Origin of the sequence: Streptomyces sp. NPDC088157, from assembly GCF_044741545.1 — a bacterium.
GTDB lineage: Bacteria > Actinomycetota > Actinomycetes > Streptomycetales > Streptomycetaceae > Streptomyces.
Genome location: NZ_JBIUSU010000004.1, coordinates 504,140 through 525,262, shown reverse-complemented (window position 1 = coordinate 525,262; position 21,123 = coordinate 504,140). Strand labels below are relative to the sequence as shown.

At 71.4% G+C, this 21,123-nt stretch carries 21 protein-coding genes and 1 pseudogene; 15 read left to right on the top strand and 7 right to left on the bottom strand.

Going from position 1 to position 21,123, the window contains the following annotated elements:
• Positions 1–30: 30 nt before the first annotated feature.
• Both ACIPFH_RS18225 and ACIPFH_RS18220 read right to left on the bottom strand, forming a co-directional pair.
• Entirely contained in the window at positions 31–918 is an 888-nt protein-coding gene (locus ACIPFH_RS18225; protein ID WP_401827587.1) for a carbohydrate ABC transporter permease, read from the bottom strand.
• Positions 915–1,769 carry an ABC transporter permease gene (locus ACIPFH_RS18220; RefSeq protein ID WP_401827585.1) on the bottom strand — a complete coding sequence of 285 codons (855 nt, stop codon included), beginning with the start codon at positions 1,767–1,769 and terminating at the stop codon, positions 915–917. The genes ACIPFH_RS18225 and ACIPFH_RS18220 overlap by 4 nt, the downstream gene beginning before the upstream one ends.
• A gap of 290 nt (positions 1,770–2,059) precedes the next feature.
• On the opposite strand from ACIPFH_RS18220, the gene ACIPFH_RS18215 reads away from it, so the two are divergent.
• On the top strand, positions 2,060–2,635 hold the full coding sequence (locus tag ACIPFH_RS18215) for a hypothetical protein (RefSeq protein ID WP_401827583.1): 576 nt from the start codon (positions 2,060–2,062) through the stop codon (positions 2,633–2,635).
• A gap of 311 nt (positions 2,636–2,946) precedes the next feature.
• On the opposite strand, the gene ACIPFH_RS18210 is transcribed toward ACIPFH_RS18215, so the two are convergent.
• A complete protein-coding gene (locus tag ACIPFH_RS18210) occupies positions 2,947–3,846 on the bottom strand; it encodes an alpha/beta hydrolase (RefSeq protein WP_401827582.1) in 900 nt (299 codons plus the stop codon).
• Positions 3,847–4,207: 361 nt separating this feature from the next.
• Here ACIPFH_RS18210 and ACIPFH_RS18205 point away from each other — a divergent pair, with 361 nt between their 5' ends.
• From ACIPFH_RS18205 to ACIPFH_RS18195, 3 genes and pseudogenes are all read left to right on the top strand, one after another.
• Positions 4,208–4,582, top strand: coding sequence for a hypothetical protein (locus ACIPFH_RS18205; protein ID WP_189918668.1), 375 nt, complete (start codon positions 4,208–4,210; stop codon positions 4,580–4,582).
• 156 nt (positions 4,583–4,738) lie between these two features.
• Positions 4,739–5,152, top strand: coding sequence for an ArsR/SmtB family transcription factor (locus ACIPFH_RS18200; RefSeq protein WP_401827581.1), 414 nt, complete (start codon positions 4,739–4,741; stop codon positions 5,150–5,152).
• 82 nt (positions 5,153–5,234) lie between these two features.
• Positions 5,235–5,405: pseudogene (locus ACIPFH_RS18195) on the top strand (DUF3500 domain-containing protein); the annotation flags it as partial.
• Between the two features lie 295 nt (positions 5,406–5,700).
• Here ACIPFH_RS18195 and ACIPFH_RS18190 read toward each other — a convergent pair.
• Complete coding sequence (locus ACIPFH_RS18190) at positions 5,701–5,937, bottom strand: hypothetical protein (RefSeq protein ID WP_401827580.1); 237 nt, start codon at positions 5,935–5,937, stop codon at positions 5,701–5,703.
• Positions 5,938–6,170: 233 nt separating this feature from the next.
• Here ACIPFH_RS18190 and ACIPFH_RS18185 point away from each other — a divergent pair, with 233 nt between their 5' ends.
• Complete coding sequence (locus ACIPFH_RS18185; protein ID WP_401827579.1) at positions 6,171–6,638, top strand: hypothetical protein; 468 nt, start codon at positions 6,171–6,173, stop codon at positions 6,636–6,638.
• 40 nt (positions 6,639–6,678) lie between these two features.
• Here the strand turns inward: ACIPFH_RS18185 and ACIPFH_RS18180 are convergent, their stop codons facing one another.
• Positions 6,679–6,906 carry a hypothetical protein gene (locus ACIPFH_RS18180; protein WP_401827578.1) on the bottom strand — a complete coding sequence of 76 codons (228 nt, stop codon included), beginning with the start codon at positions 6,904–6,906 and terminating at the stop codon, positions 6,679–6,681.
• 448 nt (positions 6,907–7,354) lie between these two features.
• Here ACIPFH_RS18180 and ACIPFH_RS18175 point away from each other — a divergent pair, with 448 nt between their 5' ends.
• Genes ACIPFH_RS18175 through ACIPFH_RS18150 form a run of 6 tightly spaced genes read left to right on the top strand, consistent with a single transcriptional unit; the run spans position 7,355 to position 12,742 of the window.
• Positions 7,355–8,905 (top strand): sensor histidine kinase, encoded by a 1,551-nt coding sequence (locus tag ACIPFH_RS18175; RefSeq protein WP_401827577.1) that lies wholly within the window; start codon positions 7,355–7,357, stop codon positions 8,903–8,905.
• On the top strand, positions 8,902–9,324 hold the full coding sequence (locus tag ACIPFH_RS18170; RefSeq protein ID WP_401827576.1) for a roadblock/LC7 domain-containing protein: 423 nt from the start codon (positions 8,902–8,904) through the stop codon (positions 9,322–9,324). Before ACIPFH_RS18175 ends, ACIPFH_RS18170 begins: the two co-directional genes overlap by 4 nt.
• Positions 9,321–9,686, top strand: coding sequence for a DUF742 domain-containing protein (locus tag ACIPFH_RS18165; protein ID WP_356255968.1), 366 nt, complete (start codon positions 9,321–9,323; stop codon positions 9,684–9,686). The genes ACIPFH_RS18170 and ACIPFH_RS18165 overlap by 4 nt, the downstream gene beginning before the upstream one ends.
• The gene (locus ACIPFH_RS18160; RefSeq protein ID WP_401827575.1) at positions 9,655–10,281 is read left to right on the top strand and encodes a GTP-binding protein; all 627 of its coding nucleotides are present in this window, start codon (positions 9,655–9,657) and stop codon (positions 10,279–10,281) included. The genes ACIPFH_RS18165 and ACIPFH_RS18160 overlap by 32 nt, the downstream gene beginning before the upstream one ends.
• Positions 10,278–11,522 carry a cytochrome P450 gene (locus ACIPFH_RS18155; RefSeq protein ID WP_401827573.1) on the top strand — a complete coding sequence of 415 codons (1,245 nt, stop codon included), beginning with the start codon at positions 10,278–10,280 and terminating at the stop codon, positions 11,520–11,522. Before ACIPFH_RS18160 ends, ACIPFH_RS18155 begins: the two co-directional genes overlap by 4 nt.
• Positions 11,519–12,742, top strand: coding sequence for a cytochrome P450 (locus ACIPFH_RS18150; protein WP_401827572.1), 1,224 nt, complete (start codon positions 11,519–11,521; stop codon positions 12,740–12,742). Before ACIPFH_RS18155 ends, ACIPFH_RS18150 begins: the two co-directional genes overlap by 4 nt.
• Positions 12,743–12,858: 116 nt before the next feature.
• Here the strand turns inward: ACIPFH_RS18150 and ACIPFH_RS18145 are convergent, their stop codons facing one another.
• Positions 12,859–14,394: a helix-turn-helix domain-containing protein gene (locus tag ACIPFH_RS18145; RefSeq protein ID WP_401827570.1), complete on the bottom strand. Its 1,536-nt coding sequence runs from the start codon at positions 14,392–14,394 to the stop codon at positions 12,859–12,861.
• Positions 14,395–14,685: 291 nt separating this feature from the next.
• On the opposite strand from ACIPFH_RS18145, the gene ACIPFH_RS18140 reads away from it, so the two are divergent.
• The 4 genes from ACIPFH_RS18140 (at position 14,686) to ACIPFH_RS18125 (ending at position 18,237) form a co-directional block, all read left to right on the top strand.
• On the top strand, positions 14,686–15,333 hold the full coding sequence (locus ACIPFH_RS18140; RefSeq protein WP_401827569.1) for a TetR/AcrR family transcriptional regulator: 648 nt from the start codon (positions 14,686–14,688) through the stop codon (positions 15,331–15,333).
• 9 nt (positions 15,334–15,342) lie between these two features.
• Complete coding sequence (locus tag ACIPFH_RS18135) at positions 15,343–15,963, top strand: L-threonylcarbamoyladenylate synthase (RefSeq protein ID WP_401827567.1); 621 nt, start codon at positions 15,343–15,345, stop codon at positions 15,961–15,963.
• Positions 15,964–16,103: 140 nt separating this feature from the next.
• Positions 16,104–16,859 (top strand): dienelactone hydrolase family protein, encoded by a 756-nt coding sequence (locus ACIPFH_RS18130; RefSeq protein ID WP_401827566.1) that lies wholly within the window; start codon positions 16,104–16,106, stop codon positions 16,857–16,859.
• Between the two features lie 157 nt (positions 16,860–17,016).
• A complete protein-coding gene (locus tag ACIPFH_RS18125; protein WP_401827564.1) occupies positions 17,017–18,237 on the top strand; it encodes a glycoside hydrolase family 64 protein in 1,221 nt (406 codons plus the stop codon).
• 92 nt (positions 18,238–18,329) lie between these two features.
• Here the strand turns inward: ACIPFH_RS18125 and ACIPFH_RS18120 are convergent, their stop codons facing one another.
• A complete protein-coding gene (locus ACIPFH_RS18120) occupies positions 18,330–20,735 on the bottom strand; it encodes a M4 family metallopeptidase (protein ID WP_401827562.1) in 2,406 nt (801 codons plus the stop codon).
• Between the last annotated feature and the right edge of the window lie 388 nt (positions 20,736–21,123).

Below are 21,123 nucleotides of genomic sequence, written 5' to 3'. Positions count from 1 at the left end.
TGACCTTTCTGCGTGCGGCTCTTGGAGTGTTCAGCTCTTGACGGCGCCGGTGAGCACGCCCTTGGTGAAGTACTTCTGGAGGAAGGGGTAGACGAGCAGGATCGGCACGGTGGCGATCACCAGCACGGCCATCTGGATCGTCTGCGGCGCGTTGACCGTGGCCTCGCCGGTGGTGGTGTCGGTGAGGCCGGAGCCGGCCACGACATAGGTGCGCAGCACCTGTTGCAGTGGCCAGCGGTCGCTCTCGAGGTAGAGCGAGGCGTAGAACCAGGAGTTCCAGTACGCCACCGCGTAGAACAGTCCGACCACGGCGAGCGCCGCCTTGGACAGCGGCAGCACGACGGACCACAGGACCCGCCAGTCCCCCGCGCCGTCGAGGCGGGCCGCCTCGTACAGCTCCTCGGGGATGCCCTGGAAGAAGCCGCGCAGCACGACCAGGTTGAAGACGTTGACCAGCACCGGGAGGACCAGCGATCCGTAGCTGTTCAGCAGATCGAGCTCTTTGACCAGCAGGAAGCCCGGGATCATGCCCGGTGGGAAGAGGAAGGTGAACAGGATCAGCAGCAGCACCGGTCGGGCGCCGAAGACGTCGGGGCGGGAGAGCGCGTAGGCCAGGGTGACGGTGCACGCCAGGCTGAGCGCGGTGCCGGCGAGGGTGACGCCGGCACTGACGGCGAGGGCGTGGGTGACGATGCCGCCGTCGAGGATGTCCCGGTACGCCTCCAGGGTGGGGTGCTCGGGCCACAGCACCCAGCCGCCGTTCGCCACGACCTCGCGCGGGGCGGCCAGTGAGGTCGACACGATGACGAGGAAGGGCACACAGACCAGGAGGACGACCACGGTGAGGGCGAGGGCCTTCGCGGCCTGGGTCGCGGGCCGTGGCTTCTCCATCCAGCCGGGCCGGACGTGGGCACTCACCTGTAGACCCCCTGTTCGCCGAGGCGGTGGGCGACCTTGTTGGCCGCGTACACGAGCAGGGCGCCGACCAGGCCCTTGAACAGGCCCGCGGCGGCGGCGAATCCGTAGTCGCCGCCGACGATGCCCTGGTAGTAGACGAAGGTGTCGATGACCTCGGCGGTCTGCGGACCGACGGCGTCGCGCTGGAGCAGCATCTGCTCGAAGCCGACGGAGAGGATCTCGCCGAGCCGCATGACGAGCAGCAGCACGAGCACCGGCCGGATCGCGGGCAGGGTGATGTGCCAGAACCGCCGCCAGGGCCCGGCGCCGTCGATCGCGGCGGCCTCGTACTGCTGCTCGTCGACCTGGGAGAGCGCGGCGAGGAAGATGATCGTGCCCCAGCCGGCGTCCTTCCAGATCACCTGCGCGACGACGAGCGGGCGGAAGGCGTCGGGGTTGCCGATGATGTCGACGGTGTGCAGTCCCGCGTCGCCGAGGTAGCCGTTGACCATGCCCGTGTCGCCCAGCACCTGCTGGAAGAGGGCGACGACGATCACCCACGAGATGAAGTGCGGCAGATAGGCCACGGACTGCACGAAGCGTCGGACCGTGGTCCAGGTGAGGCTGTGCAGGAGCAGCGCGAGACCGAGCGGGACGGGGAAGTAGAAGACGAGTTGGAGGACCGCGATCCAGAGCGTGTTGAGGACCGCGTCCCAGAACTCGGCGTCCTCGAACATCCGCCGGAAGTTGCCGAGGCCGACCCACGGGCTGCCCCAGATGCCGTCGAACGGCACGTACTCCTTGAAGGCGATGACGTTGCCGACGAGGGCGCCGTAGTGGAACACGAGGAAGTAGGCGAGCCCCGGCAGCATGAGCAGGAACAGCGTCCGACTGCGCCTGTTCTGAAAACGTTTTCGCTCGCTCCGGCTCCGGAAAGGACGACGGGACAGTTGACTCTCTTCCGTCTTACTGGGGTTCTCACGCAGCAACGTCGCCACAGAGTCTCCTCCCCTCAAGGGTCGAGTGGAGTGAAGTTAAAACGTTTTCAGAAGTCGGGTCAACACTTCTGACACAGACCGTGCGGAGCCCGGCGCGGGAACTCGCGGCATGGCACCCTGACATGACGGGTACTCAGGGACACACGCGAGACAGGGAGGACGAGGTGCTCACTCGTAGCTCGGCGATGTTGTGCGCGGCCGCGGCGCTGGCGCTGGCCGGCTGCTCTTCCGGGGACGGGGACGACAGGAAGGCGACGGAGCCGACGGACGAGACCGTCGTCACGGTCTCCGTGTCCGACACCCCGCCGTCAGCCGCCTCACCCGCCCCCTCCTCCTCACCCGCCGCCTCCCCCTCCGTATCGGTTCCCGCGTCGGCGGGTCCGTCGCCGGTGCCCGTCACCGGCCCGGACCAGAAGCTGGTGACCATGACGGTCAGCGGCGGCTTCGCCGGGGTGAACCGGCAGGTGGTCCTCCGGGGCGACGGCACGGTCCGGACCACCGACAGCGGCGAGTCCGCGGTGCGCCGCACCACCACGGAGCAGTTCACGACACTGCGGACACTGCTCGGAGACCCGGCACTGGCCGATGTCCCGGCCTTCTCCATGAACATGGGGGCGGCCGACATGTTCCAGTACACGCTTCAGTTCGGCGGCCGTACGGTGACGACGGACCGTTCCACCGAAGTGCCCGCGCTCGACCGCCTCATCGGCGCCCTGGAGAAGTGGCTGCCGACGAGCTGACCCCGCGAGCGGGCCCGGCCTCCCGTGTGCGACAGATGCGATCCCACCCCTTGACGGCCGCCTTAGGACTGCGTGGACATGCCAGCGCAGACATGACTGCGCAGTCACGCGACGGCTCACTTCATCCAGGACACGTCCGGCACGTCCGCGTTGCCGAGGTTCGCGTCGTTGGTCCTGTTGCCGGTGCCGATCACCTGGCCGGTACTGCAAGCTCGTCCGCTGGGAGCCGGTGGGCTCCGGCTTCCCCGCGCGCCCATGGGCACTCGTCGGCGCTCATGGGCACATGTGGTGTCAGGCGGGCGCGGGTGGTGTCAGGCGTCGAGCGCGGTGCGCAGGGTGGAGGCCATCAGGGCGATGGCCTCCTTTCCCGCGGCCACCGGGCCGGCGTGGGTGAAGTAGTGGTCGACGCCCTCGAAGACACGGTGCGTGACCGGGACCCCCGCTGCTTCCAGGGCCTTGGCGTAGGCGTCGCCCTCGTCGCGCAGGCGGTCGTTCTCGGCGGTGATGACCAGGGCGGGCGGCAGCCCGGCGAGGTCGTCGGCCAGCCCGGGCGAGACGAGCGGATCGGCGCGCCCGGTCGGATCCGCCACGTAGGCCTCGGTGAAGATGCGCATGAGGTAGGGGGTGAGCAGCGGTTTGGCCGTGCGGGACAGCTTGGCGGCGGGGTCGGTGACCATGTCGAGCGGGGCGGAGTCGATGATCTGCAGGCGCGGCGAGAAGGTGCCGCGGTCCCGGGCCGTGCGGCACACCGCGGCGGTCAGGTTGGCGCCCGCGCTGTGTCCGCCCACGGCGAGCCGGGAGCCGTCCCAGCCGCCCGTTTCGCCGTTCGCGGCGACCCACGCGGTGACGTCGTAGGCCTGGGTGACGGCGGCGGGGAACGGTCGCTGCGGGGCGACGGCGTAGTCCACGTTGACCACGACACAGCCGGCCGTGGCGGCTATGCGGCGGCACAGGTGGTCGTCCTGCTCGGGGCGCCCGACGATGAACCCTCCGCCGTGGAAGTTGACGTAGACCGGGGCAGGCGGGCCGGCGGCCGCGGTGGCGGACGGGCGGTAGACGGTGCAGGTCACCGGACCGGCACCGGTCTCCACCTGGAGGGTTTCGACGTGCTTGGGGACGTCGGTGAACCGTAGGTCCTTGTGCACGCGGGCCATCATGCCGCCGAGCAGCAGCTGAATGGCCCTGGCCTGGAATCTGGGGCTGAGGGGCATGGTCCGTCCCGTCCTCACAACGCGGAATCAACAGGATTCCTGATAGTGGGAGTCATCCTGCACCGCGATGGGCCGAGTGCGCCACTCCCTGTGCAGCACCTCACCGCGCGGATCGCGGACCGCGGGAGCGAAGGCGGGCAGGGGGACGGGCGAGGAGACGGGATCACACGTTCCCCTGTCCGGCATCGATCCGCTCAACTCCCTTACCCACACGCACAAAAGCGGGCAGGGATCTTGCTGTTCCGAAGATTCTCGGGCCAGTCCCGAAGCGCGTCACCCCCCGGGGGGACGGGCTCCGTACGTTCGGGGGACCAGCGGGGCCGGAGGAGCCCGGGCCCGCGCAACCGGCAGGAGAAGTGCCGTGGCGAATCTGGAGATCTCGATGAAGGAGACGATGACCGCGATCGAGGGGGCGGTGGGTGTCGCCGTCGTGGATTACACCAGTGGCATGGCGCTCGGCACGCTCGGCGGGGGCAAGGACCTCGATCTGAACGTCGCCGCGGCCGGCAACACCGATGTGATCCGCGCCAAGGTCCGCACCATGGAGCACCTGGGGCTGAAGGGCGAGATCGAGGACATCCTGATCACGCTCGCGAGCCAGTACCACCTCATCCGGCTGCTCAAGGGAAGGGGCGGCAGCGGGCTGTTCATCTACCTCGTCCTGGATCGCGGCCGGTCCAATCTGGCCATGGCCCGTCACCAGCTCAAGCGGATCGAGGCCGAGCTCGAGGTGTAGGCGACCGGACGGCGCATGGCTTCGCACACCCTCGAATTGAAGATTTCTTCATCTCGACACATCCAGATCAGCGCATCACACGGGTGTGCGGAGCCCGCAACCACCAGGATCGTGACGCAGCACGCACCGTACGCGGCAGGGAGCGAGCGATCGACCATGCAGGTTCCCCTCTACCAGGCCAAGGCCGAGTTCTTCCGCATGCTCGGGCACCCGGTACGCATCAGGGTCCTCGAACTGCTCCAGGGCGGCCCCGTCGCCGTACGGGACCTGCTCGCGGAGATCGAGATCGAACCGTCCAGCCTGTCCCAGCAACTGGCGGTGTTGCGCCGCTCCGGGATCGTGGTGTCGATCCGGGAGGGCTCGACGGTCAGCTACGCGCTCGCGGGCGGCGACGTGGCCGAGCTGCTGCGGGCCGCCCGCCGTATCCTCACCGAACTCCTCGCCGGCCAGAACGAGTTGCTGGCGGAACTGCGTCAGGCCGATCCACCGCTGCCGGTGGCGCGGACGGCACCGGACGGCCGTGACAGGAACAGCATGACCGGATTCAGGTTTCCTTCAGGTACGTCCTGAAGCCTGGGACGCATGCGCCTTCCTCGGCGACGACAGCGGCAACAACCGGGACACCCTCACCGAGGGCGCCTCCTTCTTCACCTTCATGGGCACCCCGTCGACCACCCAGCCGCGGGGCTCCCAGTACGAGGGCCACCACGTCGCCATCAACTACTTCGTGCTCGGCGACCAGGTGGTCATGACGCGCACCTTCATGGGCTCCGAGCCCACCTCCGCCGCCTACGAGGGCGAGAAGATCACCCTCTTCGAGTAGGAGACGACGGCCGGGCTCACCCTGCTGCGGTCGCTCACGGCCGCGCAGCGCGCAAGGACAGCAGCGGTGGGGGCGGGACGGGCGGGCCGCCGCGGGACCCCGACCCAGCAGCACATCCACACCGTCATCCGCACTCCCAGCGGCGGCGACTACGGCGTGGACCTGCTCAAGCCGCACCGGGAGAACGACCCACTCGGCTCCGGCCGGCAGCGCGGCCCCGCAGCGCCGGCGGAACATGCGGCAAGCCCGGGCGAAGTGACCGTCCCACGTCGCCCGGGCCCCTGAGCGGGCGGTGTCAGCCGCCGTCCAGCCGGCTGCGCAGCAGCGCCTTGCCGAGTTCGGCGCCCTTGCGGCTGTCGGCCTGCGCCTTGCGGAACAGGTCCGCGACCTCGGTGTCCTTGACCCTCTCGGCGTCCTGGATGTAGGTCTCCAGGCGCAGCGCGTTCTCCAGGCACGCTTCCACGTACCAGATCAGGTTGTAGTCCTTGTCCCGTGTGCCGGTCACGTGGCCGGTCTCGGTGCCAGTGGCCATGCGGGCCTCCTCCCAGCGTGCTCTCGGTGATCCTCGCGGGCCGGGTACCCCTCGCCCTGCGGGGCACACCACGCGCGCAGGCGCACCGGACCGGATCCGAACGCCGGCTCGGGGGTCGAACGAAACACACTAAAACGCCAGGGTTCGCCACCCCTTCCGCCATGTAGAAATATCCACCAGCATGCATATGCCCGGTCGGCCTGCGACCGGGACGGGAGTCACACGGAGCCGACATGAGCGATGCGATGTGGATGCGCGGCGTGGAGTGGCTCGCCGCCGCCGCGACGGACCCGCGGCTGTGCAAAAGGGAGTGGGACCAGGGTGACGGGATCGTCCTTTTGGAGGCGGGCCGTTACTGGGACGTGCTCAGCGTGCCCGACCGGCTGGGCCTGCTCACGCTGGACCTGCTGTGGCAGGCGCCGTGCCCCTTCCCGGGGCCCACGCTCGTGGACACCGCGGCGCACCGGGTCGGCTTCTTCCTCCCGCCCGATCCCGGCAGCCGGTGGATCGGCGCGGGGCTGCGACGCGCGGGCCGGGGTTCCTGGGTGGCCGTGCCGCCGCCCTACCGCGCCGCGCGGTCCCTGGAGTGGCTGGTTCCGCCGGACGGGACCGGAGCGCTGCACGCGCCCGTCACGCTGGAACTGGCGCTGCGCCAGGCCAACGGCACCCTGGCGGTACTGACCCCGATGTGCGGCCGTTGACGCGTCACGGGCCGGACGTACGGCCCCGGCCCTCAGCGCGTCACGGGCCGGACGTACCGTCCTCGTCGCGGCCGGTGCGGCGGGTCGAGGCCGGGGGCGCCGCCCGCACGTCCGGGCGAGCCGGCACGGTCCGGCCGCGGGCGCGCCACTCCGCGACGAGCCGGGCGTAGATCGGCGCGCGGCACCGGGGGCCGTCGGTCCGTCGGACGGCGTAGAGGAGGCCGGACGGGCAGTCGTCGCGGGGCTGTACGGGCGAGGGTCGGTCCATGCCGGGGCAAACGGGAGGGGCACACTGGTGGTACGCGCGGCCGCCGTGCGCTCACCGGCCCGGGTGAGCGCAGGCCCCGTCCGGAGGAGGCCCGGCCCACTCCCACTCCCACTCCCACTCCCACTCCCACTCCCACTCCCACTCCCACCGGATCGTAGGAACGGGAACGGGACCGGGACCGGGACCGGCCGTCCGCGGCCTTCAGGTCCCGGGGGACACGAGTCGGAGGCGGTGGCACGGCAGTCCGACTCCCTTGCCGTGCACGGCAATTCAGACAGTCGACGCAGAAGCGAACAGATACCGGGCACTTCGGGAGACAAGTCTCGCTCAACCGTGCGGGATCGATCAATGACGGTGTGTACTGTGCAACGAGTGCCCGGTCCGAACCCCTCGGGCCCACCCGCTCCGAGCACCGAGACGACGCCCGACCCTCCCTGGAACCGAATCGATGATGGAACTACCGGACCTGGTGGCCGGCGGCCTGGCCGCCGGCACACTGTCCGCGCTCGCCCTCGGCGGCGGCTTGCTGCGATTACGCCGACAACACACCCGGCAGCGAGCCGAGATCGCCGCGTTGCGCACCCAACTCGACGGATCCCTGAGAGCGTTCACGGCGGAGGTCGAGCACCTGGCCGACCGGCGCGTGCCCGCCGCCGCCCGCCAGGTGGCGCACCCGCACCTGCCCGAACCGGGCCCGCTCCAGCCGCTGACGGCCGGCACCCCCCTGGGCACCGCCCTGGAGAACGTGGTGCTGGCGCTTCAGTCCGAGGTCGCCGACCAGCGCACCCGGGTCGACGCGGCCGCGCAGGCCGGGATGCGGGGCGCGACCCGGGAGATCCAGGCGGCCCTGTACCGGCTCCAGGACGCCCTGCGCGGGCTCCAGCAGCGTTACGACGAACCGGAGTTGGCCCAGACCCTGTTCCGGCTGGACCACGAGAACGAACAGTCGCTGCGCCGCGCGCAGGTCACCGCCGTGGTGTGCGGGGCGTGGGTCGGGCTGGCGCGCGAGGAGTCCCACCTGGTCGACGCGGTGACCGGCGGCCAGGCCCGGCTCGCGGGCTACCACCGGGTCCAGGTCCACAACCACCTCGAGGCCGGTACGGCGCTGGTCTCGCACGCGGTCGAGCCGGTGGCCATCATCGTCGCCGAGCTGCTCGACAACGCGCTCAGGCACTCCGCCCCGGACACCGACGTCGTGGTGAGCCTGGAGCACGTCCACCACGGCGTGTGCGTCACCATCGACGACGCGGGCCTCGGCATGACACGGGACGAACGTGACCGTGCCCAGCGCCTGGTAGCCGGCGACGACCTCATCCTGCTCACCGACCTGGGCGACCCGCCGCGGATGGGACTGGCCGCCATCGGCCGCCTCACCAGGCAGTTCGACCTGAGCGTCGACGTCTCCTCCACCTCGCCGTACGGCGGGGTGCGCGCGGTGCTGCGGGTCGACAGCCATCTGCTCAGCCGCCTGGACCCGGCCGACCGGCCGCCGGCCGCGAGCGCGCCGCGCACGACACGCAAGACCGTGGCCGACCCTTCGCCGGCCGCGAGCGCGCCGCGCACGACCGTGGCCGACCGGCCCGCGCCCTCCCACGCGTACGGGACGCGGGCGGACTCAGCCGAGGAACCACCGGGGCACCACGAGCCCCAGGACACCGACGGCCTGCCGCAGCGTCGCCGCCGCAGCCGGGCCGCCGCACCCGCGCCCGCGCCAGCGGAGCGCCCCGCGGGGCGTCCGGCCCGGCGTCCGGCGCGCCGCCCGGAGGAGGCCGCGGCCGCCCTCGGCGCGCTCCAGTCCGGCACGGCGGCAGCCCGCGCCGCCACCGCGAACACCGGATACGGCGACCAGGGGAACCTCCCGGCCGACCGGACCGACCCGGCCGACCGCAATGGCCGGACCGACCGGACCGACCCGGCCGAGTACACCGGCCGGACCGACCACACCGAACCGGCCGACCGAACCGGCCAGACCGACGACGAAGGGGGAGCGGCCAGATGACCAGCCGCAACACGGGCGACACAGCATGGGTGCTGGAACCGATCCTGCAGGTGCCGCACGTGCTGGCCGCCGTCATGCTGACCCGGGACGGACTCGTGACGGGCTACACCGACGCCCTGTCGCAGCCGTCGGCCGAGCGGGTGGCCGCCATCACCAGCACCGTGCAGGGAGCCTGCCGGACGGCGGCGGCCGCGTTCGCCGACCGGGAGCGGGCCGACGTACGCCAGATCGTCATCGAGTCCGACCTCGGCTACGTACTGATCGTGCCGACCGACCACGGCACCTGCGTGGCCGCGTACGGCGACGCCGAGACACGGCTGGACCTGCTGGCGCACCGGGTGCACTCCCAGGTGGCGCGACTGGGCGAGAAGGCCATGGCGGCCGCGTCCCGAGGAGCCGACGACACCGCGCCGCAATGACCCGTCGCCCGGCCGGCCGCCCCCTCGTCCCCGCGTATCTGTCGACCGGCGGGGTGGCCCGGCCCAGTCGGCCGCAGCTGGAGCGGCTGTCGGTGCTCGCCCGCAGCGAGGAGCCGCTGCCGGTCGGCCTCCCCGCCGCCGAACTCGCCCTGCTCGACACCCTGGAGGGCGGCTCGCTCGCGGTGGTGGAGGCGGCCGCGCTGCTCAGGCTGCCGGTCTCCGCGGTGCGGGTGCTGGCGGCCGACCTCGTCGACCGGGACCTGGTTCTCTCCCGTGCGCCGATCCCGCCCGCCGAACGGTTCGACCCCGACCTGCTGAAGAGAGTGGCCGATGGCCTCCGCGCCCTCAAACACCGCACCTAGCGCCGGCGCGTCCGGCGCCGTCCACCGGCCGGACACCGCCCGCGACCTGGTGAAGATCCTGATCGCGGGACCGTTCGGCGTGGGCAAGACGACCCTGATCGACTCGGTGTCCGAGATCCGGCCGCTGCACACCGAGGAGCATCTCTCCGAGGCGTCCGCCGAGGTGGACGACCTGGCCGGGGTGCGGGACAAGTCGACGACGACCGTCGCCATCGACTTCGGCCGGATCAGCCTGGCCGGGGACCTCGTGCTGTACCTGTTCGGCACACCCGGACAGGAGCGCTTCCGCGCGCTGTGGGACGACATCGCCTACGGGGCGCTGGGCGCGCTCGTGCTCGTCGACAGCCGCCGCCTCGACGCGTCGTTCGACGTGCTGGGCCTGGTGGAGGAGAGCGGGCTGCCGTACGCGGTGGCCTTCAACGCCTTTCCCGACGCGCCCCGCCACTACGGTGAGGAGCGGCTGCGCCGGGCGCTGGATCTGGAGCCCGGGACGCCGATGGTGACGTGCGACGCGCGGGACCCCGACTCCTCGGTCGACGCGCTGCTCGCGCTCGTCGACCACCTGATCGGACGCGACGCCGTGGAGGCCCGGTGACCATCCATCCCCCGGACCGGCGTGACTTCACGCGCTCCGTGCCGGTACGGCTGTGGGACGAGGGCTTCGCAGCCGATCCGCACCGCTACTACCAGGCGCTGCGTGCCCAAGGACCGGTCGGGTGGGGCGAGTTGGCGCCCGGGGTACCGGCGTACGTGATCACCGACCGGCGCGCCGCGCTGGATGTGCTGCACGACGAGGAGACGTTCTCGCACGACCCGCGCGCGTGGGAGGCGACCGTCCCCGCCGACTCGCCGGTGCTCGGCATGATGCGGTGGCGGCCCAACGCCCTGTTCTCCGACGGGGCCGCGCACGTCCGCTACCGCGCCACCCTCATCGACGTCTTCGACCTGGTGGAACCGCACGACCTGCGGGGGCGGGTGCACCGGGCGGTTCGGCTGCTGGTGGGCCGGATCGGGCCGAGGGGGGAGGCCGACCTGGTCGGCGAGTTCGCCGAGCCGCTGATGGCGCTGGTGTTCAACGACCTGTTCGGCCTGCCGGAGAGCCAGGGCGACCGGCTGCACTCGGGCGTGGGCAAGATGATGGAGGGCGGCGCCCAGGCGGCCGTGGGCGAGGCGGAGTACGCGCAGTACGTGCTGGATCTCATCGCCGCCAAGGCCGAACGGCGGGGCGACGACCTGCCGAGCCGGCTGCTGGACCATCCGGCCGGGCTGACCCGGGAGGAGGTCACCTGGCAGGTGTTCCTCACCCTCGGCGCCGGATACGGGCCGACCGCGAACCTGCTGTCCAACACGTTGTCGAGGATCCTGGGCAACCCCCTCTACTACTCCACCCTGACCGACGGCGCCCGGCCCGTGATGGACGCGGTGGTGGAGGTGCTGCACCACGAGACGCCGCTGGCGAACTACGGCATCTACTACGTCCGCAGGCCCGTGGCCTTCCACGGGGTGTGGCTGCGCGCGGCGGTGCCGGTGGTGGTGTCGTACGGGGCCCTCGGGATCCTCGCCGAGCGGGAGGTCACCGGCGGCCGTCACCCGAACGACGCCTCGCATCTGTCGTGGGGGGCGGGAGCGCACGCCTGCCCGGCGAAGCAGCACACGCTGCTGCTCGTCACCGAGGCCATCGAACGGCTCACCCAGTGGCTGCCCGACCTCGAACCCGTCGTGTCCCGCGATCGGCTGACCTGGCGGCCGGGCCCTTTCCACCGCTCGCTGACCGCGCTGCCCGTCCGCTTCAGCCCCCGCTCCCCCGCTTCCGAACCCTCAGGAGTCCGTTCGTGACCGTGACCGACCGCATCGTCCTCGACCCGTTCGGCGCCGATCTGCACGCCGAGAGCGCCCGGCTGCGCGCCCTCGGCCCGATCGTGCCGGTGGAGCTGCCCGGCGGCATCCCGGCCTGGGCGCCCACCGGGTACGAGACCCTCAAGGCGCTGATCCTGGATCCTCAGGTCAGCAAGGACCCGCGGCGGCACTGGCGGCAGTGGCCGGAACTCGGCGAGCACCCCTCCTGGGGCTGGGTCCTGGGCTGGGTCGGCGTGATCAACATGCTGTCGACGTACGGCACCGACCACGCCCGGCTGCGCAAACTGGTGGCGCCGAGCTTCACCCACCGGCGCACGGAGGCGATGCGCACCCAGGTGGAGGCGATCACCGCTGAGCTGCTGGACGCGCTCGAGAAGGGCGGCGACACCGTCGACCTCAAGGCCACGTTCGCCCACCCGCTGCCGATGCGGATCGTCTGCGAGCTGTTCGGCGTGCCGGAGGACATGCGGGAGGCGCAGGTCCGGCTCGTCGCGGACATCATGGACACCACCGACCCGTCCCCGGAGCACGCCACGCGCGTGCAGGAGCAGATCGGCTCGGTGCTGGGCGGGCTCATCGCGTACAAGAGCGAGCATCCCGGTGACGACATGACGACCGAGCTGATCCGCGTGCGTGACGAGGAGGGTGACCGGCTCAGCGGAGAGGAGCTGCTGTACACCCTGCTGCTGGTCATCGGCGCCGGTTTCGAGACGACCGTGAACCTCATCGGGAACGCGGCGGTGGCGCTGCTGCGCCGGCCCGAGCAGCTGGCGGCCGTCCGTCGGGGCGAGATCGGCTGGGACGCGGTGGTCGACGAGACGCTGCGGCTGCACCCGCCGATCTCCACCCTGCCGCTGCGGTTCGCCGTCGGCGACGTCACGGTGGGTGACGTGACGATCCCGGCCGGGGACGCCATCATCACGACGTACGCGGCCGCGAACGTGGACCCGGCGCACTACGGGGCGGCCGCGGAGGTGTTCGACGCGGCGCGCGCGGCGGACGATCATCTGGCGTTCGGGATCGGTGTGCACCGGTGCATCGGGGCTCCCCTGGCCCGGATGGAGGCGCTGACGGCGCTGCCGGCGCTGTTCGACCGGTTCCCCGCGCTGCGGCTGGACACCGCGGCCGGGGAGCTGCGTCAGGTGCCGTCGTTCATCGCGAGCGGCTGGCAGGAGATCCCGGTCCGGCTGCGGGGCTGAGACCCGGGGGTGCGACCGGTCCCCCGTTCCGGTCGAACCCCCGCGGCTCCTCGAAACTACGTGCCTGGCGAGCGGCTTGGGAATCGTGCCGATGCCCGCTCACGACGCCGGAGGACTCACCTGTGCACAGGTGAGTCCGGATGGCCCGATTCCGCCCGGTGGGCGGGTCCGTGCAGGTCGGGCTGGTCGAGGTCGCCCGACGCCACATGGGCCAGGACGACCTCGTACAGGTCGCTGCCGGAGGCCAGCAGCTGACGTTCGAGGACCGGCTCGGCACTGCGGACGTGTTCGCGGACGGTCTGCGCGTGCACACCGAGCAGCTGGGCGGCGCGTTCGGCGTTGCCGCCGGCGCTGATCCAGGCGCGCAGCGTGCCGCGCAGGTCCCGGCCGTCGGAGTCGAGGCGGGCCAGCAGTTCCCGTGCCCAGACGCGCAGGGCGGGCCCGGTGAGCAGCTCGCCGAGCCGGGCGGGGTCCGCCGCGGTGCCCGTGAGGTGGCCGGGGGTGCCGACCTGGGTGTTGAGTGCGAGGTGGACGGCGGCCCGGACGGTGAGGTCGGAGAAGTCGGTGCGCAGCAGGTTCTCGACGCGTTCCATACGGGCGCGGACGGTGTTGCGGCTGACGCCGAGCACCTTCGCCGCGCTGACGGCCGTGAACTCCAGGCCGAGCCGGGTGGTGGCGAGGAGTTCGGCGCGGGTGTGGTGCGGGAGGGTGTCGAGGGGGCGCAGCAGGCGGGTCGTCCAGCTGTGCAGGATCTCGGGGTCCATCAGGCGTTCGGGGTGGGTGCGTTCGGCGTAGACGGCCGCCTTGTCGGGGCGGAAGCGGGCGACGGCGAGGGCGCTGACGGCCTGTCCGTAGGCGGTGGCGGTGTGGGCGAGGCTCTGGCGGGCGCTGCCGCCGAGGAAGGCGCCGGGGTGACGGTCGCACAGGGCGCGCAGCTCACGGCCAGTCTCGTCGTCGGGGACGACGACGATGACGTGGCCGTCCATGGCGGGGCAGCGCACGACGAGGGCGTCGTCGTGGGTGGCCGCCAGACAGGCCTCCGCGAGCCGGTCGCGTTCCTCGGGGCTGCTCTCGACGACGTAGACGCAGGCGGTGTCGGTGTCGAGCAGGCCCGGCCACAGGCCCGCGGCGACGCGGCGCGCGGCGACGGTGTCCTCGACCATGAGCAGCTGGAGGATGGCCAGCCGCAGGTCGGCCGTGGCGCGGGCCAGCCGGTGTCCGGTCGCCGCGGTCTCCTGCGCCCGCAGGAGGAGTTCGAGGACGCCGACGGTGTGCGTCACGATGGCGGCGGCGCGCCGGTCGAAAGCGTTCGTCCGGGTCACGGCGAGCGCGCCGGCCTTGGCGGGGCGCGGGAGTTCGACCCTGAGCAGGCGCACGAAGCTGCCCTCGCCCTCCCAGGCGGCGGAGGCGAGCCGGCCGGCGGTGACGGCGGCGACCAGGTCCTCGTCCAGCGGGGTCAGGGGTCCGGCGAGCGGGGCGCCGGTGTCGTCGCGCAGGGAGACGGTCGCGTCGAGGGTGTCCGCCAGCCAGTCGAGGACTCTGCGGAGGTCGCCGCCGGTGGGGCGCAGCTGTCCGAGGAGTTCCTGCGCCCACGCCGAGCCGGCGCCGTCCGCCGCCTCGGTGTGGGGGTTCCCGTCGTCCCGGCCGGCCATGTCGGCGCTCTCCTCGTCCCTCGCGGCCCACGGGGGGCCGAACCAGTCATATCGGTCAGGGACGTTACCTCACGCCGGCCGGAACGTCCGCCCGCGGGACCGGGGCGCCGCGGGCGGAGCCGCGGGCGGAGCCGCGGGCGGCGGCCGCACGGTGCACTGCCTGCCGTCAGGCGCCGTCACCCGCCCACCTGGCCGAAAACGGCTGGTGACGTACGATGTGAGCGTCCGACGGCGGGCGCGGCCCCGCAGGTCGGCGACCCCTTCGGAGTCGATCGGGGAGGCAGTCCCGACATGGCCGGTCTGCGTGCCGCCCAGAAGGAGATGACCCGTCGGCTGCTGCTGTCGACGGCGTTGGAGCTGTTCGAGGCGCGGGGCTACGCGGGCACGACGGTCGACGACATCGCGAAGGCCGCGGGCACCACGCGGGTGACGTTCTACGCCTATTTCCCGTCGCGGGCGGCGCTCATGAAAGCTCTCGTCGCGGAGCTCGACGAGCTGCTGGAGCGCGGGAGTGCGGCGGAGCCGGGGGCGGCGACGCCGGATCTCGTCACCGTCGTACGCGCGGGCGAGCGGGCCGGATTCGAGACCTGGCTGCGCGACGCCGCCCGCCGGTGGCCGCGGATCCGCCCCTATGTGCTGGCCGCGCACGAGGCGGCGGCGGTCGACCCGGAGGTGCGCGAGCTGGTCGACCGGTGGTTCGAGGAGGTCGCCTCCGCCATCGAGGCGGGTCTCGAGCGGGCCGGACGATTCGACCCGGCCTCCCGGCACCTGCGCGGCTTCCTGGCGCTGACCCAGCTCGACCAGCTCGCCCGGCGCTGGATGCGCCACGGCTGGGAGACCGATCCCGATACGGCACTGGGGCTGCTGGCCGACAGCTGGGACTTCCTCCTCGGCGCGGGCGGCGCTCCTGTGGAGCCCGCGCCCGACGGCACGGCATAAGCTCGTCCAATGGCCAAGTACTACGACGTGCACCCCGACAACCCCCAGCCGCGCACCATCTCCCAGGTCGCGGCCGCCATCCGGGCGGACGCCCTGATCGCGTACCCGACGGACTCCTGCTACGCGCTGGGCTGCCGGCTGGGCAGCAAGGACGGCATCGACCGGATCCGGGCCATCCGCAACCTGGACGACCGGCACCACTTCACCCTCGTGTGCCAGGACTTCGCTCAGCTCGGCCAGTTCGTACGGGTGGACAAGGACGTGTTCCGCGCGATCAAGGCGTCGACGCCGGGCAGCTACACCTTCATCCTCCCGGCGACGAAGGAGGTGCCGCGCATGCTCCAGCACCCGAAGAAGAAGACGGTGGGCGTGCGCATCCCGGACCACGTCGTCACCCAGGCCCTGCTCGCCGAACTCGGTGAACCGCTGCTGTCCAGCACCCTGTTGCTGCCCGGCGAGGACGAGCCGATGACCCAGGGCTGGGAGATCAAGGACCAGCTCGACCACGTGGTGGACGTCGTGCTCGACTCCGGGGACTGCGGCACCGAGCCGACCACGGTCATCGACTTCTCCGAGGGCGAGGCGGAGATCGTGCGGCACGGGGCGGGTGACACCTCCCGGTTCGAGTAGGGCCTCCGGGAGCGGGACGTGACGGGCCGGGGGGTCCCGGAGGGCGGGTCGATGGTGCGTGCAACGATGGTCGCCGCCCGGCCCCGCCGGGCCGGTCGATCGCTCGCCCGCCGTCGTGCACCGCGCAGAGAGGCACCCCCATGACCTCCGTACAGGGAACAGCCGTGGACATCCCCACCGAGGACGGCGTCGCCGACGCCTATCTCGCGCACCCCGGTGACGGGACACCCCGGCCGGGCGTGCTGCTCTACCAGGACGCCTTCGGACTCCGTCCGCATCTGCGGGCGATGGCCGACCGGCTCGCCGAGGCCGGCTACACGGTGCTGGTTCCCAACTTGTTCTACCGTCACGGACGGGCCCCCGTGATGGAGTTGCCGGAGTTCATCGACCCCGCCGCCCGCCCGGAGATCTTCGAGACCCTGTACCCGCTCGTGCTGGCGCTCACCCCGGAGCTGATCGTCCGGGACGCCGACGCGTACCTGCGGTGGATGGAGCAGAGCGCGCTGGTCGCGGACGGCCCCGTGGCGGTGACCGGATACTGCATGGGCGCCCGGCTCACCCTGCCGACCGCGGGCGCCCATCCGGACCGGGTCGCGGCGGTGGCCGGTTTCCACGGCAGCCGTCTCGTGACCGACGCGCCGGACAGCCCTCATCTGGCCGCCGAGCACATCACGGCCGAGGTGTACTTCGGCCACGCCGACAACGACCCGGGCCTGCCGCCCGAGCAGATCGAGCGCTTCGCGGAGGCCCTCACCGCGGCGGGGGTCCGTCACACCTGCGAGGTCTACGCCGGATCCGAGCACGGTTACACGCAGGCCGACACCTCCGCGTACGACGAGAAGGGCGCGGAGCGGCACTGGGCCGCGCTGCTGGACCTGCTGAAGCGCACCTTCTGAGCTCAGGACGCCTGAGGGACGCCCGTGTCACGGCTGGTGCCGCGGGCGTCCTTTTTTGTTCACATTGTTGACATGGGCACACCCCGATGCGACTTTGAGAGCGCTCTCAACATGGTACGGACCAACCCCACAGGCCTACCCCGCACGGAGGTGGAGAGTGCTCTCGAAGATCACGCTCACACGCGGACGCACACGCGGACGCACACGCGCACTCGGACTCGCCGGAGCCGTCGCCCTGGTCGGCGCCCTGCTCTCCCTCGGCCCACCGGCCCAGGCGGCCGTCCCCGACACCATCCCGCTGAAGATCGCCAACAACTCGGGGCGCGGCGAAGCCCTCTACGTCTACAACCTCGGCACCCTTCTGACAACGGGCCAGCAGGGCTGGGCGGACGCGAACGGCACCTTCCACGCATGGCCCGGCGGCGGCAACCCGCCCACGCCGGCGCCCGACGCCTCGATCGCGGGCCCGGCCGCCGGACAGTCCGCCACCATCCGGATCCCCAAGTTCTCGGGCCGGATCTACTTCTCGTACGGGCAGAAACTCGACTTCCGACTGACCACCGGCGGGCTGGTCCAGCCGGCCGTGCAGAACCCGAGCGACCCCAACCGGAACATCCTGTTCAACTGGTCGGAGTACACGCTGAACGACTCCGGGCTGTGGCTGAACAGCACCCAGGTCGACATGTTCTCCGCTCCCTACGCGGTCGGCGTGCAGCGCGCCGACGGAACCACCGTCAGCACCGGGCACCTCAAGGCCGGCGGCTACAACGGCTTCTTCAACGCGCTGCGCGGACAGCCCGGCGGCTGGGCGAACCTCGTCCAGACCCGGTCCGACGGCACCGTCCTGCGCGCTCTCGCCCCGCTGTACGGGGTGGAGACGGGCGCCCTCCCGGCGAACGTCATGGCCGACTACGTCAATCGCGTCTGGCAGAAGTACGCGACGACCACGCTGACCGTATCCCCGTTCGCCGACCAGCCGGGCACGAAGTACTACGGCCGGGTCTCCGGCGGGGTCATGAACTTCACCAACGCCTCCGGAGCGGTCGTGACCAGCTTCCAGAAGCCGGACGCGGCCAGCATCTTCGGCTGCCACAGGCTGCTGGACGCCCCGAACGACGCCGTGCGCGGACCGATCTCCCGCACCCTGTGCGCGGGCTTCAACCGCTCCACGCTCCTGGTGAACCCCAACCAGCCCGACACGACGACGGCGAACTTCTACCAGGACGCGGTGACCAACCACTACGCCCGCAAGATCCACGCGCAGATGGCGGACGGCAAGGCGTACGCCTTCGCCTTCGACGACGTCGGGCAGCAGGAGTCCCTCGTCCATGACGGCTCGCCGCGCCAGGCCTACCTGACGCTCGACCCGCTGAACTGAGCGAACGCGACGACGTCCCGCACACGGAGGAAGCCCGTGTGCGGGACGTCGTCAGCTGGATCGGATCGAGCGGATCGGACGGGCGGAACGGCTCAGCCGGTCGTCACGGCGGTGTCGTCCACGACGAAGCTGGTCTGGAGCGAGGAGTCCTCGACGCCGGAGAACTTCAGGGCCACGGTGGAGCCCGCGAAGGACCCCAGGCTGAAGGTCTTCTGGACGTAGCCGGTCGCGGCGTTGAGGTTGGAGTAGGTGGCCAGGGTGGTGGACCCGGCGGTGACCGTCAGCTTGTCGTACTGCGTGCTGGTGCTGGTCTCGGCCGTGTCGACGTGCAGGTAGAAGGTGAACTTGGTGTTGGTGCAGCCGCTCGGGACCGTCACCGACTGCGTCAGCGTGTCGGTGTGGGTCGACCCGTAGCCGTCGAGCCAGGCCTTGTAGGAGCCGGTGCGGGCCGCCTGGCTGCTGGAGTTGGTGATCACACCGCTGGACGCCGTCCAGGTGGTGTTGCCCGACTCGAAGCCCGCGTTGCCCAGCAGCTGCGTGGAGGTGCAGGAGCCGCCGCCGCCGGAGGAGCTGACCGTCCAGCCGAAGGCCGCGGTACCGGTCGCGCCGGTGTTGTCGGTCACCGTGACGGTGGTGCTCGAGGAGCCGGCCGTGGTCGGCGTACCGGAGATCAGACCGGTCGAGCCGCTGATCGACAGGCCGGCCGGCAGCCCGGTCGCGGCGTAGGTCAGGGAACCGCTGTTGGTGCTGCTCGCGGAGACCTGGAGGCTCACCGCGGTGCCGACCGTGGCGGACTGGCTTCCCGGGTTCGTCACCGTGACGCCGGTCGACGGGACCGTGATGTGGCTGCCGACGTTGATGCCGGCGAAGGCGTTGCCGACTCCGGCGTACTGGGCGGAGGTGCTGCCGTAGAGCGCCGAGGCGGCGTTCAGCGCGGCGGTGCGGGCCTGGGCGTACGTGGTGCTGGACGTCATGTACGTCGTCAGCGCCTTGTACCAGATCTGGAGGGCCGCGGCCCGGCCGATGCCCGCGACGGCGACGCCGTCGGAGGTCGGGCTGTTGTAGGTGACGCCGTTGATGGTCTTGCTGCCGCTGCCCTCGGAGAGCAGGTAGAACATGTGGTTCGCCGGGCCCGAGGAGTAGTGGACGTCGAGGTTGCCGACGCCGGAGTACCAGCTGTCGGCGGAGCCGCCGTCCTTGTCGGGCTCGTCCATGTACCGCAGCGGCGTGCCGTCACCGTTGATGTCGATCTTCTCGCCGATGAGGTAGTCGCCCACGTCGGAGGAGTTGCTGGCGTAGAACTCCACACCCGTGCCGAAGATGTCGGAGGTCGCCTCGTTCAGGCCGCCCGACTCACCCGTGTAGTTCAGGCCCGCGGTGTTGGAGGTGACGCCGTGGCTCATCTCGTGGCCGGCCACGTCGAGCGAGGTGAGGGCATGGGTGCTGCTCGTGCCGTCGCCGTAGGTCATGCAGAAGCAGTCGTCGTCCCAGAAGGCGTTGACGTACGCCGTGCTGTAGTGGACGCGGGAGTAGGCGGCGACGCCGTCGTTCTTGATGCCGCTGCGCCCGAAGGTGTTCTTGTAGAAGTCCCACGTCACCTGGGCGCCGTAGTGGGCGTCGACGCCGGCGGTCTGCGTGTTGGAGCCGGAGCCGGTGCCCCACGTGTCGTCGGCGTCCGTCATCAGGGTGCCGGTGCCGGACGTTCCGTTGTTGAGGCTGTACGTCTTGTGCGTGCCGCGCGTGGTGTCGTTCAGCTGGTACGTCGAGCCGGACAGCGTGGTGCCGATGGAGACGGTTCCGCTGTACTGGCTGTTGCCGGTGCCGGTCTCGATGCCTTCGAACTGCGAGAGCTTCGCGCCGGTGGCCGCGTCGGTGATGACGTGCAGCTTGCTCGGCGTGCCGTCGTCCTGGAGGCCGCTCACCACGGTCTCCCAGGCGAGCTTGGGCGTGCCCTCGCCGGCCCAGATCACCTTGCGCGCGCTCTTGGCGGCGGGGTCCTTGGCGTCGAGCGCCTTGGCGGCCGTCAGGGCCTTGGTCTCGGCGGCAGCCTTGCTGTACTTCGCCTTGGTCGACCCGACCGAGACCGTACGGCGGTTGTTGTTGAAGGTCGTGCTCACCGTGCCGGCCGCCAGTGAGGCCGGAGGCGTGTGCACGACGAGGTCGCCGCCGAGGACGGGCAGACCTGCGTAGGTGCGCTCGTAACGCGTGTGCAGGGTGCCGTCGTTGTCCTTCACGACGTCCTTGACGACCAGTTTCTCCTGGGCGCCGAGGCCGAGGGAGTCGGCCGTGTCCGTCGTCTTCGCCTCGGCGCTCCTGATCAGGGTCGTGCGCTGGGCGGCCGTGAGATCGGCGGGCTGACCGCCGGTGCGCAGGGGGCTGGGGTGGGGGGCTGCGGGCAGCGCGGTCGCCGGGACCGTCTGGACGCCGAGGGCCAGCAGGGCGGCGGTGGAGAGCAGGGCTGCTCCGACCGTGGTCCGCTTGCGGGGGTTGGGTCTCACTCGTTCTCCTACTGCGGCGGCCGTGGGGAACGGCCGGTGACAGACCGGGCAGACGGGTGTGCTGTCCGGGACGAGCTGAGTGGTGCGGGGCCGTGAGCATGGGACGACAACGTGCCGCTGGTGCGCGGTAGTTGGGTGGGAGAATGGCAGGCTTGACAGTGGCATGTCAGCCAAAGCCGAATGCTTCAAGGGTTATCCCTCGGTGCGGACCGGGGTCGGGACCCCCACCCCCGGCCCGGCTGTGCGTGAGCTGTGCGTTCGCTGTCCCGCCGCGGAGCGGCCGGGAAACGCCGCGTGGCGCCCGCCTGCGGGCCGGCGGCGCGCGACCGGCGGGATCCGGTCGTCCGCCGGGTCGTGGAATCATCGACCGGCAGCCGGAAGGGCTGTG

Coding starts and splice junctions, on each gene's coding strand:
- ACIPFH_RS18210 (WP_401827582.1), bottom strand. CDS start 3,846: ATGCCCCTCAGCCCCAGATTCCAGGCCAGGGCCATTCAGCTGCTGCTC.
- ACIPFH_RS18140 (WP_401827569.1), top strand. CDS start 14,686: ATGGCCGGTCTGCGTGCCGCCCAGAAGGAGATGACCCGTCGGCTGCTG.
- ACIPFH_RS18175 (WP_401827577.1), top strand. CDS start 7,355: ATGATGGAACTACCGGACCTGGTGGCCGGCGGCCTGGCCGCCGGCACA.
- ACIPFH_RS18180 (WP_401827578.1), bottom strand. CDS start 6,906: ATGGACCGACCCTCGCCCGTACAGCCCCGCGACGACTGCCCGTCCGGC.
- ACIPFH_RS18220 (WP_401827585.1), bottom strand. CDS start 1,769: ATGCTGCCGGGGCTCGCCTACTTCCTCGTGTTCCACTACGGCGCCCTC.
- ACIPFH_RS18185 (WP_401827579.1), top strand. CDS start 6,171: ATGAGCGATGCGATGTGGATGCGCGGCGTGGAGTGGCTCGCCGCCGCC.
- ACIPFH_RS18170 (WP_401827576.1), top strand. CDS start 8,902: ATGACCAGCCGCAACACGGGCGACACAGCATGGGTGCTGGAACCGATC.
- ACIPFH_RS18135 (WP_401827567.1), top strand. CDS start 15,343: ATGGCCAAGTACTACGACGTGCACCCCGACAACCCCCAGCCGCGCACC.
- ACIPFH_RS18145 (WP_401827570.1), bottom strand. CDS start 14,394: ATGGCCGGCCGGGACGACGGGAACCCCCACACCGAGGCGGCGGACGGC.
- ACIPFH_RS18165 (WP_356255968.1), top strand. CDS start 9,321: ATGACCCGTCGCCCGGCCGGCCGCCCCCTCGTCCCCGCGTATCTGTCG.
- ACIPFH_RS18160 (WP_401827575.1), top strand. CDS start 9,655: ATGGCCTCCGCGCCCTCAAACACCGCACCTAGCGCCGGCGCGTCCGGC.
- ACIPFH_RS18130 (WP_401827566.1), top strand. CDS start 16,104: ATGACCTCCGTACAGGGAACAGCCGTGGACATCCCCACCGAGGACGGC.
- ACIPFH_RS18190 (WP_401827580.1), bottom strand. CDS start 5,937: ATGGCCACTGGCACCGAGACCGGCCACGTGACCGGCACACGGGACAAG.
- ACIPFH_RS18200 (WP_401827581.1), top strand. CDS start 4,739: ATGCAGGTTCCCCTCTACCAGGCCAAGGCCGAGTTCTTCCGCATGCTC.